Annotated in this window: 15 protein-coding genes and 1 pseudogene; 13 read left to right on the top strand and 3 right to left on the bottom strand. The window is 55.0% G+C overall.

Annotated features, from left to right (window positions below; translation table 11 throughout):
- Positions 1-7 precede the first annotated feature (7 nt).
- The 7 genes from coq7 to tatC are packed head-to-tail and all read left to right on the top strand — an operon-like array spanning position 8 to position 4732.
- Positions 8-652 (top strand): 2-polyprenyl-3-methyl-6-methoxy-1,4-benzoquinone monooxygenase, encoded by a 645-nt coding sequence (coq7, locus tag PS2015_RS02490; RefSeq protein WP_058020681.1) that lies wholly within the window; start codon positions 8-10, stop codon positions 650-652.
- A 10-nt stretch (positions 653-662) separates the two neighbouring features.
- On the top strand, positions 663-2231 hold the full coding sequence (ubiB, locus tag PS2015_RS02485) for a ubiquinone biosynthesis regulatory protein kinase UbiB (protein ID WP_058020680.1): 1569 nt from the start codon (positions 663-665) through the stop codon (positions 2229-2231).
- Complete coding sequence (gene hisI, locus PS2015_RS02480; protein WP_058020679.1) at positions 2228-2662, top strand: phosphoribosyl-AMP cyclohydrolase; 435 nt, start codon at positions 2228-2230, stop codon at positions 2660-2662. The genes ubiB and hisI overlap by 4 nt, the downstream gene beginning before the upstream one ends.
- 13 nt (positions 2663-2675) lie before the next feature.
- Entirely contained in the window at positions 2676-3008 is a 333-nt protein-coding gene (locus PS2015_RS02475) for a phosphoribosyl-ATP diphosphatase (RefSeq protein ID WP_058020678.1), read from the top strand.
- A 42-nt stretch (positions 3009-3050) separates the two neighbouring features.
- Positions 3051-3296 carry a twin-arginine translocase TatA/TatE family subunit gene (tatA, locus tag PS2015_RS02470; RefSeq protein WP_058020677.1) on the top strand — a complete coding sequence of 82 codons (246 nt, stop codon included), beginning with the start codon at positions 3051-3053 and terminating at the stop codon, positions 3294-3296.
- A gap of 42 nt (positions 3297-3338) precedes the next feature.
- The gene (gene tatB, locus PS2015_RS16005; RefSeq protein WP_082627920.1) at positions 3339-3974 is read left to right on the top strand and encodes a Sec-independent protein translocase protein TatB; all 636 of its coding nucleotides are present in this window, start codon (positions 3339-3341) and stop codon (positions 3972-3974) included.
- Positions 3971-4732: a twin-arginine translocase subunit TatC gene (gene tatC, locus PS2015_RS02460; protein ID WP_058020676.1), complete on the top strand. Its 762-nt coding sequence runs from the start codon at positions 3971-3973 to the stop codon at positions 4730-4732. The genes tatB and tatC overlap by 4 nt, the downstream gene beginning before the upstream one ends.
- A gap of 47 nt (positions 4733-4779) precedes the next feature.
- Here the strand turns inward: tatC and dtd are convergent, their stop codons facing one another.
- The 3 genes from dtd to thiI form a co-directional block, all read right to left on the bottom strand.
- The gene (gene dtd, locus PS2015_RS02455) at positions 4780-5214 is read right to left on the bottom strand and encodes a D-aminoacyl-tRNA deacylase (RefSeq protein WP_058020675.1); all 435 of its coding nucleotides are present in this window, start codon (positions 5212-5214) and stop codon (positions 4780-4782) included.
- Between the two features lie 104 nt (positions 5215-5318).
- The gene (gene typA, locus PS2015_RS02450; RefSeq protein ID WP_058020674.1) at positions 5319-7145 is read right to left on the bottom strand and encodes a translational GTPase TypA; all 1827 of its coding nucleotides are present in this window, start codon (positions 7143-7145) and stop codon (positions 5319-5321) included.
- A gap of 70 nt (positions 7146-7215) precedes the next feature.
- Entirely contained in the window at positions 7216-8670 is a 1455-nt protein-coding gene (gene thiI, locus PS2015_RS02445) for a tRNA uracil 4-sulfurtransferase ThiI (RefSeq protein WP_058020673.1), read from the bottom strand.
- Between the two features lie 330 nt (positions 8671-9000).
- Between thiI and glnA the strand changes: the two genes are divergently transcribed.
- The 6 genes and pseudogenes from glnA to PS2015_RS02415 all read left to right on the top strand — a co-directional run bounded on the left by glnA (position 9001) and on the right by PS2015_RS02415 (position 16649).
- Entirely contained in the window at positions 9001-10410 is a 1410-nt protein-coding gene (glnA, locus tag PS2015_RS02440; protein ID WP_058020672.1) for a type I glutamate--ammonia ligase, read from the top strand.
- Between the two features lie 80 nt (positions 10411-10490).
- Positions 10491-11624, top strand: a complete 1134-nt coding sequence (gene glnL / locus PS2015_RS02435; protein ID WP_058020671.1) for a nitrogen regulation protein NR(II) — start codon at positions 10491-10493, stop codon at positions 11622-11624.
- A 21-nt stretch (positions 11625-11645) separates the two neighbouring features.
- Complete coding sequence (gene glnG / locus PS2015_RS02430) at positions 11646-13076, top strand: nitrogen regulation protein NR(I) (protein ID WP_058020670.1); 1431 nt, start codon at positions 11646-11648, stop codon at positions 13074-13076.
- Between the two features lie 115 nt (positions 13077-13191).
- Positions 13192-13857, top strand: a pseudogene (locus PS2015_RS02425) (ABC transporter ATP-binding protein); the annotation flags it as partial.
- Between the two features lie 86 nt (positions 13858-13943).
- Complete coding sequence (locus PS2015_RS02420) at positions 13944-14690, top strand: ABC transporter permease subunit (protein WP_058020669.1); 747 nt, start codon at positions 13944-13946, stop codon at positions 14688-14690.
- Positions 14691-14702: 12 nt separating this feature from the next.
- Positions 14703-16649 (top strand): GldG family protein, encoded by a 1947-nt coding sequence (locus PS2015_RS02415; RefSeq protein WP_058020668.1) that lies wholly within the window; start codon positions 14703-14705, stop codon positions 16647-16649.
- Positions 16650-16658: the final 9 nt, after the last annotated feature.

Raw genomic sequence — 16658 nt, 5'->3', positions numbered from 1 at the left:
AAGCAGCATGAATCAGCAACATTACAGTCTGGCCGATCGTCTGGTTCTGCAACTGGACCAGGCACTGCACACGCTGGTGCCCGGCAGCAATACCGCTGACCGCCGCTCGCCGGCGCTGCTGGCTGAGGAATCGGATCTGTCCGAGGCTGAGCAAAAACTGGCCGCTGGGCTGATGCGTATTAATCATACCGGCGAAGTGTGCGCACAGGCCCTGTACCAGGGGCAGGCATTGACAGCAAAATTGCCGGATGTGCGCGAGTCCATGAATCACGCGGCGCGAGAAGAGATCGACCACCTGGCCTGGTGCGAAGACCGCCTGCACGCGCTGGATAGCCGTCCCAGTCTGCTGAATCCGGCTTTTTACGCCTTGTCCTTTGGCGTCGGCGCCACCGCCGGCATGATTGGTGACAAGTGGAGTCTTGGATTCGTGGGCGAAACCGAAAAGCAAGTCTGCGAACATCTGGAAGATCACCTGGAGCGCCTGCCCGCTGACGACCACAAAAGCCGCGCCGTGCTCAAGCAGATGGTCATCGACGAGAAAAAACATGGTGACAGCGCCATGGCGGCCGGTGGTGCCGAGCTGCCCCTGCCGGTTAAAGCCGGCATGAAACTCATGGCCGGAGTCATGAAATCACTGACGCGGCGCATCTGAGGCCGCTGCGGTGATTCACCTGCCCCGACTCTTGCGCATTGTATCCGTTGCCGCCAAATATCGCCTGGATCAGATCAGCCCGCAGACCTCGCAATCTTTCGCTCTGCGCTGGGCGATGCGTCTATGGGGGTTACCATGGACCGGCAGCCGGGTGCGCAGCCTGCCGCCACCGCAGCGCTTGAAAGCCGCTCTGGAGGAACTTGGCCCCATCTACATCAAGTTCGGCCAACTACTGTCCACGCGCCGCGACTTCCTGCCCACAGATATCAGTGATGAACTGCAAAGCCTGCAGGACAAAGTGCCCGGCTTCACCAGCCCGACCGTTCATGAGCTGATAGAACAGGCGCTGGAAAGTCCCTGGTCGGGACACTTTGCCAGCGTCGAGACACAGGCTCTGGCTTCAGCCTCCATCGCCCAGGTGCACGCCGCCACACTCCCCGATGGTGAACAGGTCGTTATCAAGGTCCTGCGCCCCGGTATCGAAAACGTTATCCGCCAGGATATCCGTGTTCTCAAGTGGCTGGCCCGGTTTATAGAAAAGTATGTGCCGCAAGGGAAACGGCTGCGTCCAAGAGAAGTGATTGCTGACTACGAACACGTCATTCTTGGAGAACTGAACCTGACTTCAGAAGGTGCCAATACCAGTCTGCTGCGTCGTAATTTCGAAGACTCTCCGCTGCTTTACGTGCCCAAAGTGTATTGGCATGTCAGTCGCGACAATATGCTGGTGACCGAACGCATTCACGGCATTCCGGTATCTGATATTGATCGCTTGAATGCGCATGGTGTAAACCTGAAAAAACTGGCCGAAACAGGCGTCGAGATATTTTTCACGCAAGTCTTCGAGCACAGCTTCTTTCATGCCGATATGCACCCGGGTAATATTTTTGTAGATCCCGCCGATCCGGAGAATCCCCGCTACATCGCCATTGATTGCGCTATCATCGGCTCTCTGAACAGCGACGATCAGCAATACCTGGCTCGCAACCTGTTAGCCATCTTCAAGCGTGATTATCGCAAAGTGGCGGAATTGCATGTGGAATGCGGCTGGGTGCCGCCAGACACCAAAGTGGTGGAATTTGAAGCGGCCATGCGCACCGTCTGCGAACCTATTTTCGAAAAACCACTGAAGGACATTTCCTTTGGTTACCTGCTGGTACAGTTGTTCCGTACCGCAGGACGCTTCGACATGGAAGTACAGCCCTCATTGGTGCTGTTGCAGAAAACCTTGTTGAATGTCGAAGGCCTGGGTCGACAACTGTACCCGGAACTGGATCTGTGGCAGACTGCGCTGCCGTTTCTGGAGCGCTGGAACCGCAAACGCATGCAGCCGTCTTATTTATGGCAGCAACTGAAGAATCATGTGCCCGATTGGGTTGAACAGTTTCCACACCTGCCTCAACTGGTGCTGGACAATCTGAATCAGCACAAACAGATTCAGGCCATTAATGACACGCTGCAGATCAATCTGAGGCAGCAGCGCCAGCGCGCCAAAATACAGCGCCGCCGCGAGCGTCACATGTTTATAGCCGTGCTGATTGTTGCAGCGGGCATGGCAACTTTGTATTTCAGACCATGAAAGAGCATACTGAAGGCGTGAACATTAACTGGCTGGATCAGGTTAAGTGGGATGACAAGGGCCTGGTGGCTGTTGTAGCCCAGGACTTTAAGAGTGGACGCATCCTGATGGTGGCGTGGGCCAATCGCCAGGCACTGTCATTGTCACAGCAGGAAGGACGTGCGATATACTGGTCGCGCTCACGGCAGAAGCTGTGGCGCAAGGGTGAGGAATCCGGCAACGTACAGTTGCTGCATCACATCCAACTGGACTGCGATGGTGATGCTGTCTGCTATCAAGTGGAACAGATTGGCGACGTGGCCTGTCACACTGGCCGCCAGAGCTGCTTCTACCGCCAGTTGACAGCCAGTGACAGCGGCCCGCAGTGGCTGATTTGTGAAGATGTCCTTAAGGACCCCGCACAGATGTACCAGACTAACGCCAAGGAATAAGTGAGCTGGCCCGATGAGCGATGTATTAACTGAATTGGCTGCCATACTGGAGCAGCGAAAGCAGGCTTCTCCGGAATCATCCTATGTAGCCTCGCTGCACAACAGGGGATTAAACAAAATCCTGGAAAAAGTTGGCGAGGAAGCGGTGGAAACCATTCTGGCCGCCCGCGATGTGCAGTCAGGTGGCGACTCGCAGACTCTGGTTAGCGAAACAGCCGATTTGTGGTTTCACAGCCTGGTCATGCTGAGTCATCTTGATATCAGTCACGAGCAGGTATTGGAAGAACTGAGAAAGCGCTTTAACATATCCGGTCTGGCCGAGAAGGCAGCCAGATCTAAACAGTAAATCGAGCTGCAGGTTCACGCTGTCAGCTCAGTCGGAGGAAGTATGGGATTCGGTGGTATCAGTATCTGGCAATTGCTCATTATTGCTCTCATCATCGTGCTGCTGTTTGGCACCAAAAAATTACGCAGCCTGGGCTCGGATCTGGGCGGCGCGCTTAAAGGCTTCAAAAGTGCTATTAAGGACGATGAAGAGGAAGACGCCAAGAAAACGCCCGAGCAGCTCGCGGCAGATCAGGAAGAATCCAGCACCACGGCCAGCGCACGCACTGAAAAGCCGCAGGATAAATAATCTTCGGGCAGCCCAGCCGGGCGGCACCACAGGATCTGAGCGATGTTTGATATTGGGTTTATGGAGCTGCTGCTTATCGGTATCGTGGCACTGTTAGTGCTGGGTCCGGATAAGCTGCCGGGAGCTATTCGTACCGGCGCCCTGTGGATTGGTCGCGCCCGGCGCAGCTTCAACAAGGTCAAATCTGAGATTGAGCAGCAGATAAACGCCGATGATATACGGCGTCAATTGCACAATGAATCCATTATGGCTGACATAGAAAAGGCCAAGAAAAACGCTAACAAACTGCTGGACGAAACCCGCAAGTCGGTTGAAGATATTCCAGCCGTGACCAGCAGTGCTGAGGAAGGTGTACCTACCGAGCCGCCGTCGAAACCAGTCGAAACTGCCAAACCGGGTGATCCTGCAAAGCCGCTCGAGCAAGCTGAGCAAACTGCGACGACCTCCAATACACATACAGGTTCTTCAGACACAAAACCCCCAACGGAATCTGACGAGACCACGAGCTTATCCGGGCAGTCGGCAGACTCAGCCTCCCCTGCCGATACGCCTGAGAAGACTGCACCGGAGAAAGAACCGGTGTACGACTTCTACAACAGCCCACCAACAGGACGGGTCAGCATGCAGGATGGCAAATTCATCCCGGTTGATGACCAAGAAGACGGTGAGAAAAAATGAGCGATACACCGTCCATTGACGAACACAAAGAACTCACGCTGATCGGACATCTGGTTGAGCTGCGCGACCGCATCCTGAAGTGTGTGATAGCGTTACTGGTAGTTTTTCTGGGGCTGATCTATTTTGCCAACGACATCTACGCCTATGTCGCTGCGCCACTGGTCTCGGTGCTACCACCGGACACCAGCATGATCGCCATCGATCCAACATCCCCCTTTTTCACTCCGTTCAAGCTGACATTCTATGCCTCACTGTTTGTGACGGCACCTTTTATCCTTTACCAGCTCTGGGCATTTATCGCTCCCGGCTTATACAAAAACGAAAAATCACTGGCGATACCCCTGTTTATCTCCAGTGTGCTGCTGTTCTACGCGGGCATGGCCTTTGCGTACTTCGTGCTGTTTGGCATCGTCTTCAGCTTTTTTGTATCCGTGGCGCCGGACGGTATCGCCGTTGCGCCGGATATCGCCAGCTACCTGAGCTTCGTCCTGAAGATATTTTTCGCCTTTGGATTCGCCTTCGAGATTCCGATTGCCGTCTTCCTGTTCATCTGGGCAGGCATCCTGGAACCGGAAGATCTGCAGGCCAAACGTCCTTATGTCATCGTTGGCTGCTTTGTTGTTGCCATGCTATTGACTCCACCGGATCCCTTCACCCAGTCTCTGCTGGCCCTTCCCATGTGGTTGTTGTTTGAGCTGGGCATCTATTTCGGCAAGCTCTTCCTGCGCAAAAAAGCCGCCGAGCAAGCCCAGGACTAACGCTGGGGACGGAGGCGGTCTACGTCCCCAGCGTCACGTCCCCAGCGTCAGCGCAGAATAAACGTCACAGGCCCGTCATTCTCCAGCAACACCTTCATGTCCGCCCCAAACTGGCCGGTTGCGGTAGCAGGATGTTCAGCCTTAAGCCAGGTGACAAGTTGATCGTAGAGAGCCTCCGCATCAGCCGGCGGCATCGCGGAAGAGAAAGAAGGACGCAGCCCTTTATCGGTCGAGCCCGCGAGGGTGAACTGCGAGACCAGCATGACCTGCCCATTGACGTCGGCTACGCTGCGGTTCATGCGACCCTCACCATCAGCAAATACCCGGTAGCGAAGCGCCTTGCCAAGCAGCTTCTGGCCAATGGCTAACGTGTCCGCTTTCTCTATGCCCAGCAACACCACCAAGCCCTGACCGATGGCACTATATTCAGCATCATCAATCTTGAGGCTGGCGTGAGTAACACGTTGAATCAAGGCAATCATAACAGGCAACCGTGTAAACACTGGGGACGGAGGCGGTCTACGTCCCCAGTGCTAAATCGTTGGCACAAGGGGTGGGGACGTAGACCGCCTCCGTCCCCAGCGTATTAGCCTCTGGGCACACCGCCGCGGCTGGCGCGCTTGCGATCGCTTTCGGTCAGATGCTTTTTGCGGATGCGGATGCTCTGCGGCGTGATTTCCACCAGCTCATCCTCATCGATGAACTCCATGGCCTGCTCCAGCGAGTGCTTGACCGGTGGCGTCAGAACGATGTTTTCGTCGGTACCAGAGGCACGCACGTTGGTCAGCTGCTTGCCCTTGATCGGGTTAACCACCAGATCGTTGTCGCGGCTGTGCAGGCCGATGATCATACCTTCGTAAACTTCTACGTTCGGATCGATGAACAGGCGACCACGCTCCTGCAGCGCCCACAGGGAGTATCCCAGTGCTTTACCAGTCACCATAGACACCAGCACGCCGTTTTTACGTTTGGCCAGATCACCGGCTTTGGCGGGGCCATAATGATCGAATACGTGATTCATCATGCCGGTACCCGATGTCATGCTCAGGAACTGCGAGCGGAAACCAATAAGACCACGAGTCGGAATGAGGAAGGTCAGCCGCACGCGGCCTTTGCCATCTGGCAGCATATCCTGCATTTCAGCGCGGCGCAGACCCAGCTCTTCGATCACCGAACCCTGGTGTTCATCATCGCAATCAACGACCAGCGTCTCGAAAGGCTCGCTCAACACGCCGTCGATCTCTTTCATGATCACTTCCGGGCGCGATACGGCCAGCTCGAAACCTTCACGGCGCATGGTTTCAATCAGTACCGACAGGTGCAATTCACCACGTCCTGACACTCTATACTTGTCCGGCGAATCACCCTGCTCAACGCGCAACGCCACGTTGTGGATCAACTCGCGATCCAGCCGCTCTTTGATATTACGCGTGGTGACAAACTTGCCCTCTCGACCTGCAAACGGCGAATCGTTTACCTGGAATGTCATGCTGATAGTCGGCTGATCTACCGTCAGCGGCGGCATGGCCTCGACATGATCCGGATCGCAAAGAGTGTCAGAGATATTCAGTTTGTCGATACCCGTGATACAGACAATCTCACCAGCCATCGCTTCCTGAACGTCCACGCGTTCCAGACCCAGGTGATTTTTCACCTGCAGAATCTTGCCTTTGCGCTGATTGCCTTCGCGATCAACAATGACAACCTGCTGGTTGGGCTTGGCAACACCACCGGTGATACGACCAATGCCGATAACGCCCACGTAGCTGTTGTAGTCCAGAGCAGAAACCTGCATTTTGAAAGGTGCTGCCACGTTAACGGGGGGCGGCGGCACGTGTTTGACTACGGTTTCAAACAACGGCGTCATGTCATCCGCCAACTCGTCGGCCTCCAGGCCGGCAATACCGTTCAGGGCCGAGGCATAAACAACCGGAAAGTCCAGCTGCTCATCAGTCGCACCCAGCTTGTCAAACAGATCAAAAACTTCGTTCAGCACCCAGTCAGGACGTGAACCGGGGCGATCCACCTTATTGATGACCACAATCGGATGCAAGCCCTGGGCAAACGCCTTCTGTGTCACAAATCGGGTCTGTGGCATGGGGCCATCGACAGCATCCACCAGCAGCAGCACACTGTCCACCATGGACATGACGCGCTCCACTTCCCCGCCAAAGTCGGCGTGTCCGGGTGTGTCGACAATATTGATGTGATAACCGTTCCAGTTAATGGCAGTGTTTTTTGCCAGGATGGTGATGCCCCGCTCTTTTTCCTGGTCGTTGGAGTCCATGACCCGCTCAACCGCACCGGAGCGCTCGCCCAGGGTGCCGGACTGCTGCAGAAGTTTGTCGACCAGCGTGGTTTTACCGTGGTCAACGTGGGCGATAATGGCGATATTACGGATTTTCTCAATCACTGGGGACACCTGTAAGACATGCATAAAATGGCGGCGAATTGTACACTAACGCGCATGTCAAGGCTATGAATCATGGTCGAAAAACGCCGACATTGTCATATCCGGCATCTTTCAGATGAGAGGCATGTAATCGGCTCATCATGCCCCGATCACAATACAGGGCATATTGTTGCTGTTGATCCAATTCCGAGAACTGAGTACCAAGGCGAAAAAACGGAATATTCAACACCTGCCGTTCAGGCAAACTCAATGGCAGCCGCTCCTGCTCATCAGGGTGACGGATATCAATTACCAGTGCTCCTTCAGGCAATTTCTGCCACTCAGGTGGCTCCACATCGCGCTGGTTGAGCACCTCTACCACCCGGTCAATCATCTGCACTTCAGCATCATCAATAGCTGCCTGCAACACCTGCGCATCCATCTCCCGCTCCTCGTGCTCGATGCGCACACGGCGCGCATGCGTGGTTGGGCGAACCGAGATGACCCCGCAGTATTCCGGCACATTGGCGGAAAACTCTTCCGTACCAATCTGCCGGGCTATATCGATAATCTGCTGCTTGTCCGTCACGATCAGCGGCCTCAGAATCAGCAGATCCGTCGCCTGATCAATAATACTGAGATTAGGCAGCGTCTGACTGGCCACCTGGGCTATGGCTTCGCCGGTCACCAGCGTGCGAACGCGCATACTGCGGGCGATACTGTCCGCCGCACGCATCATCATGCGCTTCAGCACAACTCCCATATGACCACTGTCCACCCGTTCCATGATCTCATTCACAACCGGCTCAAATGGCACGCTGATAAACTTCACGCGGTGTGAGGAGCCAAATTTCATCCACAGATACAGCGCCACCTCTTTAACTGCAATCTCATGTTCGCGCCCACCCAGATTAAAAAAGATAAAATGCGTTTGCAGCCCCCGGCGCATGCACAAATAACTGGCAACTGCCGAATCAAAACCACCAGAAATCAGTGACAGAACCGGTTCCTGTGAACCGATGGGAAACCCGCCGATACCAGGCACCTGCTCCTTAACCACATACAGCGTGTGGTGACGTACCTCAACACGCACCGTAATCTGCGGATTCACCAGATCCACGCCACTGGCCCCGGTGTTTTGCATGAGTACTGCACCAATATGGCGCTCAATATCGCCTGAACTGTATTCATGCTGCCCCTGACGCTTGCAGCGGACCGCAAAAGTGCGCCCGGCCAGCGCCTCTCGATAGTGCACCAGAACCTCGGCAGCCATACCATCCAGATCAGGCAGCGGCATTTTCTCCACCGGCCTGATTACGGAAATTCCCGGGGTATTGCGCAGTACCTCCAGCACCTGGCGCTCAAGCATTCCATCGTTTGGCGGTGTTTCCACTTCCAGAATATCCCAGTCGCCAATCACACTGACTTCGCTGTCCAGCCGCTTCAGAATCACCCTGAGATTGCGTCGCAAAGCCCGGATCAGACGATGCCTGACCGGTTTGCTTTTGATGGTGATCTCCGGAAAAAAGCGTATGACGTATAGCATTAACTACCTCAATTTGGCGGGAAGGCACTAGCTGCGAAAGGCCTTATGCACAATGTTAGTGCATTAAATACATGTAAGCGCTATTATGGTGCGAAAAGAAAGACGGATTTGATTTAACTGCTTGATATACAAGGCCGCGCACCGCGCTCCATTTTGGCACGACTCTTGCTCATCCTAGTGCACTCGGGGTTAATCCGGCGACAGCACCATTATAAGGCCGTTTACCCTGCTTGTTGAGAGCAGAATACTGCAAGCTTACTAACCCGTGTCAGGTCAGGACAAATAATTCCGGGGCCGGCACATAATTCTCGATCACACGGAGGATCAGGAATGTCTGACAAGGCTTTAACATTAATTAAAGATCACAACATCAAATGGGTCGACATGCGCTTCACCGATACCAAGGGCAAGGAGCAACACGTAACCTTCCCGGCCTCCGCGGTCGATGAGAGCTTCATGGACGGAGTGATGTTTGATGGTTCCTCAGTTGCGGGCTGGAAAGGCATCAATGAATCAGACATGATCCTGAAGCCGGACGATTCTACTGCCGTGCTGGATCCGTTCTCTGACGAACCTCAACTGAATCTGCGCTGCGACATCATCGAGCCCCGCACAATGCAGGGCTATAATCGCGACCCGCGTTCAGTTGCCCGTCGTGCAGAAGAGTACCTGAAGTCAACCGGCATTGGTGACAAGGCATTCTTTGGACCGGAGAACGAATTCTTCGTATTCGACGAAATCAAGTGGAATGTTGCAATGGACGGCTCCTTCTTCAAGATTGGCAGCGAAGAAGCCGCCTGGTCAAGCAGCAAGAGCATTGAAGGTGGCAACATGGGTCACCGTCCACGCGTTAAGGGTGGTTACTTCCCCGTCCCTCCTGTTGACTCACTGAGCGACCTGCGTGGCGCCATGTGTGACACAATGGAATCAATGGGCTTGAAAATCGAGCTGCATCACCACGAAGTGGCAAACGCTGGTCAGTGCGAAATCGGTGCTCGCTTCAACACTCTGGTTTACAAAGCAGACGAAGTTCAGATTCTCAAGTATTGCGTACTGAACACAGCTCACGCTTTTGGCAAGACTGCCACATTTATGCCCAAGCCGCTGGTAGGCGATAACGGCTCTGGCATGCATGTTCACATGTCTATCTGGAAAGATGACAAGAACACATTCGCCGGTGACGGATATGCCGGCCTTTCAGAAACTGCCCTTTACTACATTGGCGGTATCATCAAGCATGCCAAGGCACTGAACGCCTTCGGCAACGCATCTACCAACAGCTACAAGCGTCTGGTAAAAGGTTTTGAGGCGCCCACACTGCTGGCTTACTCATCCCGCAACCGTTCAGCATCAATCCGTATTCCATACGTTCTGGGCGGCAACCCCAAGGCTATTCGTATTGAGGTACGTTTCGGTGACAACACTGCTAACCCGTACCTTTACTTCGCGGCCCTGCTGATGGCTGGCCTGGACGGCATCCAGAACAAGATCCACCCTGGCGATCCGGCCAGCAAAGACCTGTACGATCTGGAGCCGGAAGAAGAAGCAGCGATACCGCGTGTCAGCTTCTCTCTGGACGAAGCACTGGATGCACTGGATCAGGACCGCGAGTTCCTGAAAGCTGGCGGCGTATTCTGCGATGACCTTATCGACGGTTACCTTGAATTGAAGCGCCAGGATTGTCAGCGACTGAATATGTCAACTCACCCCGTTGAGTTTGATATGTACTACAGCCTGTAATCTGACTGACATCCCGCCTTTGCAGGTGTGACTCAAGACGCCCGGCTGGATACCCCCGCCGGGCGTTTTTGTTGGAGACTATGAACAACGTGTTAAGCAGCCAAACACTATACAAGAGACTGATGGACAATCTGGCCACCGCTGTTCTGATATGGGACGAAACGCTGCGCCTGTGTTACATCAATCTGGCCGCAGAAAATCTGCTGGCCATCAGTGGTCGGCAATTTGATCAGGCCTTTGTGGGTGACATTCTGCTGAACGCAGAGCAGGACATCGCCGATATCCGTCAGGCCGTCAGTGAAAATCACAGCTTTACCAAACGCAAAACGCAGCTTCACCTGCTGCATGGCAAATCCCTGCAAGTGGACTACACCATTACACCACTGAATGATTTTGACGAGGCGGCAGTGTTGATGGAAGTTCAGAGCATTAATTACGCAGAGCGCATCAGCCGCGACGAGAATCTGATCTCTACGCACGAAACAACACGAGAGCTGATACGTGGTTTGGCACATGAAATCAAGAATCCGCTGGGCGGCATTCGGGGCGCAGCGCAACTGCTGGCCGCTGAGCTGCCCGACAATACAGATCTGACTGACTACACCAATGTCATTATTGAAGAAGCCGACCGCCTACACAAACTTGTCGACAGGCTGGTTGGCTCAAGACGCCCCATGGAATTCAAGGCGATGAATATCCATGAGGTACTGGAGCGTGTTCGTAATCTGGTTGAAGCTGAAGTTCGCGATCGCGACATTGCCATTGAGCGCGACTACGACCCGAGCATCCCGGAATTGCAGGGCGATGCTGAGCAACTGATTCAGGCTGTCTTGAATATTGTGCGCAATGCTGTGCAGGCGCTGGAAAGCCCGCATGTCAGACATCGCTCAGGCCTGATTAACTTGCGCACCCGCATCATGCGCAATGTGACAATTGGCACGGTATATCATCGCCTGGTGATTCGTATCGATATCACAGATAACGGCCCCGGCGTGCCACCGGAGCTGATTGATAACATTTTTTTTCCGATGATCAGTGGTCGTGCCGAAGGTACCGGCCTCGGTTTGTCCATTGCCCACTCCATTATCAATCAGCACAAAGGCATCATCGAGTGCAAAAGCGAGCCGGGCTGTACGCGCTTTGCCATTTATCTGCCAGTTCTACCAAAACAGTCTTTTCCCAATGACATTGGCCGGGGCCAATTTGGCAAATAGCCTTAACGGAGCATTATTGTCATGATTAAACACAACACAGTCTGGGTTCTGGATGACGACAAATCGATTCGCTGGGTGCTGGAGAAATCACTGACCCGCGCCGGTGTCAGCACCCAGACGTTTGATAACGGCGACGACCTGCTGCACAGGCTGGAACGTGATCGACCTGACGCTATCATCAGTGACATCCGCATGCCGGGCATCAATGGTCTAGAGCTGTTATCCACCGTACACGAACGCTTTCCCAGTCTGCCGGTCATTATCATGACGGCCCATTCCGACCTGGACAGCGCGGTTTCTTCTTACAGTCGCGGGGCATTTGAATATCTGCCCAAACCCTTTGATATCGATGAAGCGGTTGCCATGACCCAGCGTGCCCTGGAGCATGCCCGTGAGCAGGATGTTGATCTGCCAACCCCGGTGCTGGAAAACAGCAAAGAAATCATTGGCGAAGCGCCTGCCATGCAGGAAGTCTTTCGCGCCATCGGTCGCCTGTCGCAATCCAATATTACAGTGCTGATCAACGGCGAGTCGGGCACAGGTAAGGAGCTTGTCGCCCACGCTCTGCACAAGCACAGCCCGCGCCGCGACAAACAGTTTATTGCGCTTAACGTTGCCGCCATACCCAAAGACCTGATTGAATCTGAACTGTTTGGTCACGAAAAGGGCTCATTTACAGGAGCCACAACGCACCGCACCGGCCGCTTTGAGCAAGCCAACGGCGGCACCCTCTTCCTGGATGAAATAGGCGATATGCCACCGGACACGCAGACCAGATTGTTGCGGGTATTGTCTGACGGCGAGTTCTACCGGGTCGGCGGTACCACTCCAATCAAAGTGGACGTCCGCATCATTGCCGCCACACACCAGAATCTCGAAAAACTGGTTGCTCAGCACCTGTTCCGGGAAGACCTGTTTCACCGCCTGAACGTAATCCGCATCCATATCCCTCGGCTGAGAGACCGCCGCGAAGACATTCCACGTCTGGCCCGCCATTTCCTCAACCGGGCGGCGGAAGAACTGGAAGCAGAGATCAAGGTTCTGCGACCGGAGACCGAAAAATACATTACCGGCCTCAACTGGCCGGGCAACGTGCGCCAGCTGGAAAACTTCTGCCGCTGGATCACTGTCATGGCTTCCAGTCGTGAAGTCCGCATTGACGATCTGCCCCCCGAACTGCTGGAGCAGCAGGCCCAGAGCAGCAATGCGCAGGACTGGACACAATTGTTGGAAGACTGGGCCAATCAGGAGCTCAACCTGGGCCACAAAGGTATCCTGGAACAGGCTGTGCCCGACTTCGAGCGCACCATGATCCAGGTGGCACTGCGCCATACGCTGGGGCGCCGCCGTGATGCGGCAGAGCTGCTGGGCTGGGGCAGAAATACCCTGACACGCAAAATCAAAGAACTGGGCATCGACGACAACGACGAGGACGATAGCCTGGACGACTGAACTTCGTCACAACCTGCCACACAAGCACAGCGGTGGCAGGTTGAAAAATCCCCCCCACACCCCTATATTTGCCGATCAACGACTGCCCCGCAACTTTCGACAGGCAAATAACAATATGATTGAAATCAGTCACATAACCAGGAAATTTGAGCATTTCACGGCCGTGGACGACCTCAGTTTCACGGTTGCCGAAGGCGAAGTTCTGGGATTTCTGGGCCCGAACGGCGCCGGCAAATCCACCACCATGAAAATTATCACCGGTTTTCTGGCACCCACATCTGGCACCGTCACGATTGATGGTCACGATGTCGCCACCGATCCGCTGGCGGCCAAGCAACTGATCGGCTACCTGCCGGAGGGCGCACCCAGCTACCCGGACATGACCGTGTTGAAGTTTCTGGAATTTATCGCCGAAGTGCGTGGCTTTACCGGAGAAGAACGACTGCGGCGGGTGGAAAAAGTCATTAATGACGTCGACCTGGGCAGCGTCTGCGAGCAGACCATCGACACACTATCCAAAGGCTTCAAGCGCCGCGTGGGTCTGGCTCAGGCCATTCTGCACGACCCCAAGGTCTTGATCCTGGACGAACCCACCGACGGTCTGGATCCCAACCAGAAGCACCATGTGCGGCAACTGATCCGCAATCTGGCCAAAGATAAAATTGTCATTGTTTCCACCCATATACTGGAAGAAGTCAGTGCTGTCTGCACCCGCGCCATTATTATCGCCAACGGGCGCATTGTGGCTGATGGCACACCCGCCGAGCTGGAGGCGCAGGCGCCGGAGAGCAGTCACGTTGAAGTGCAGTCCGCCCCTGGCCGACTGGAGGCCTTCTTCCGCAGCGTGACCGAGCAGGAGGCCCGCGTATGACATCCTTAACTGGCAAAACCGGCATTATTTTCAAACGTGAGCTGGCCGCTTACTTCAGCACACCGCTTGCCTACGTCTTCATTGTGATATTTCTGGTGATGAACGGCATTGCCACCTTCGACCTGGGCGGCTTTTTTATCCGTGGCCAGGCCGACCTGCAGCCATTTTTCAGCTTCCACCCCTGGCTGTATCTGTTCATGATCCCGGCGCTGGCCATGGGACTGTGGGCCGATGAGCGCAAAAGCGGCACCATTGAGCTGCTGATGACACTTCCGATCAATCTGCGCGATGCAGTGCTGGGCAAGTTTCTGGCGGCCTGGATGCTCAGTGGTATCGCCCTACTGTTGACCTTCCCGGTATGGATTACCGTCAATTACCTGGGTGATCCGGATAATGGTGTGATTCTGGCCGCCTACATTGGCAGCTGGCTGATGGCCGGTGGTTTTCTGGCCATTGGTTCCTGCATGTCGGCCATGACCCGCAATGCGGTCATCGCCTTCATTCTGACCGTGGCAATCTGTTTTGCCTTTGTGGCCTCCGGCTCCGCCATCGTGCTCAACGCTTTCTCTGGCTGGGCACCGGATGTGCTGATCAACGCCATTGCCGGCCTGAGCTTCCTGACGCACTTTGATGCGATCAGCAAAGGCGTGCTGGATATCCGCGACATGCTGTTTTTTGCAGCCGTGATTGCCGCCTGGCTGACCGCCTCAGCCATCGTCATCGAAATCAAGAAAGCCAACTAGGAGCAGCCGGCCATGAAGCACAAAGCATTTTATTCGCCCGCCGGCCTGGCAGCCATTGCTGTCGGTCTATTGATTGCCATTGTCCTGATCAGCAACCTGCCGCGCCTGCGTATTGATCTGACCCAGGATAATCTTTACACCCTGGCCGATGCCACACGGGACATCGTCGCCAACCTGGATCGACCTGTCGAACTGACTTTCTTCTATTCTGAAGAAGCCGCCTCTGAAGTGCCACAGGTTCGCACCTATGGCATGCGCGTGCAGGAAATGCTGCGCGAGCTGGTGATTGCCAGCAATGGCAATCTGTCGCTGGAAATCGTCGACCCGGCACCTTTTTCTGCCGAGGAAGACCTGGCGACCGAGTTCGGCATTCAGCCCGTGCCGCTGGCGCAGGGCCGGGAATCTGTCTATTTTGGTGTCGTGGCTGCTGATCCGGCGACTGTAACAGAGGAAGATCGCGGCGTATTCGACACCATTCCGCTGATCCGCCCGGATCAGGAAGAGTTTCTCGAGTACGAGTTTGCCCGCCTGATTACCCGGGTGATCAATCCGGACCCGACTATTGTCGGTGTTATCACCACCCTGGATATCGACGGTGGCTTTAATCCCGCCACCAATCAGGCAACCCGTCCCTGGGCCTTTATGGACACTGTGCGCTATATGTATGACGTGCGCCGCCTGGATGACGACACCGCGCAGATCGACGAAGACATCGATATCCTGCTGGTCGTACACCCGCAGGAATTGCCTGAACAAACCCTGTATGCCATTGATCAGTTTGTGCTGGGCGGCGGCCGAGCTATGGTATTTGTCGATCCCAACTCGGACACCCAGACCCAGATAGCCATGAGTGGCGGTGGTTTTCGTGACACCATGGCCTCTGACATGCCTGATCTGCTTCAGGCCTGGGGCATTGATTACGACCCGACTCAGGTTGTCACCGATCGTGAATTGGCACTCTACGTGACACTACAGCAAGGCCAGCGTCCGGTGGCTCACTATGGCATGCTGGGTATCCAGCGCAGCGGATTTGCCAATGATATCGTCAGTGGCCAACTGGAAGTCATGAACATGTCATCGGTCGGCACGCTACAACCGGCCGAAGGCGCCAGCACCACCTTTGAGCCGCTGATTCAGACCACCAATCAGACCATGCTGATGGGCACCGGCTTTTTCAGTGAAATGGGCGACCCGACACTATTGATCGATGAGTTTGTGTCGGAAGAGCAGGTCCGCACCCTGGCTGCCCGCGTTTCCGGCCGGGCTCGCTCGGCCTTCCCGGACGGTTTGGCGACCGAAGTGACTACAGAGGCATCTGGTGACAATGCTCAGGACAGCAGCGATACAACTGACGCCGAGGCACAGCAAGCCAGCCCGGCCGCTGAGCACCTGAGTGAATCTCTGGGCGATATTGCGGTGATTGTGGTGGCCGATACAGACGTACTGGCTGATCGCATGTGGGCGCAATCACAACAGGTTCTGGGACAGCGCGTCATTAACGCATTCGCCAGCAACGGTGATTTTGTCATCAACGCGCTGGACAACCTGAGCGGCACCACCGCACTGGTCAACATCCGCAGCCGCGGTCGTTACGCGCGCCCCTTCACGCGTGTACTTGCTCTGCAGCGCGAAGCGGATGAGCGCCTGCGTGCCGAAGAAACACGACTGCTACAGCGACTGTCAGAAACTGAGCAGCAATTGACAGCGCTCAACCAGGAAGGTGCCACCAGCATTTCACCGGAGCAGGAAGCGGAAATTGAGCGTTTCCTGCAACTGCAACTGGAAACCCGCCGTGAGCTGCGCGATGTGCAATTCCAGTTGAATCAGGAAATCGACCGACTGGGCACCATCCTCAAAACCATCAATACCTGGTTGATTCCGGTGCTGTTGATTATTGGCGTACTGACCGCCACCCTGATGCGTTCACGACGTCGACGCGCGCTCGGCCGGGCTGCTTAAACAGCAGCC

Source organism: Pseudohongiella spirulinae, from assembly GCF_001444425.1.
Taxonomy (GTDB): domain Bacteria; phylum Pseudomonadota; class Gammaproteobacteria; order Pseudomonadales; family Pseudohongiellaceae; genus Pseudohongiella; species Pseudohongiella spirulinae.
This window is presented reverse-complemented; position numbering and strand designations above follow the sequence as displayed.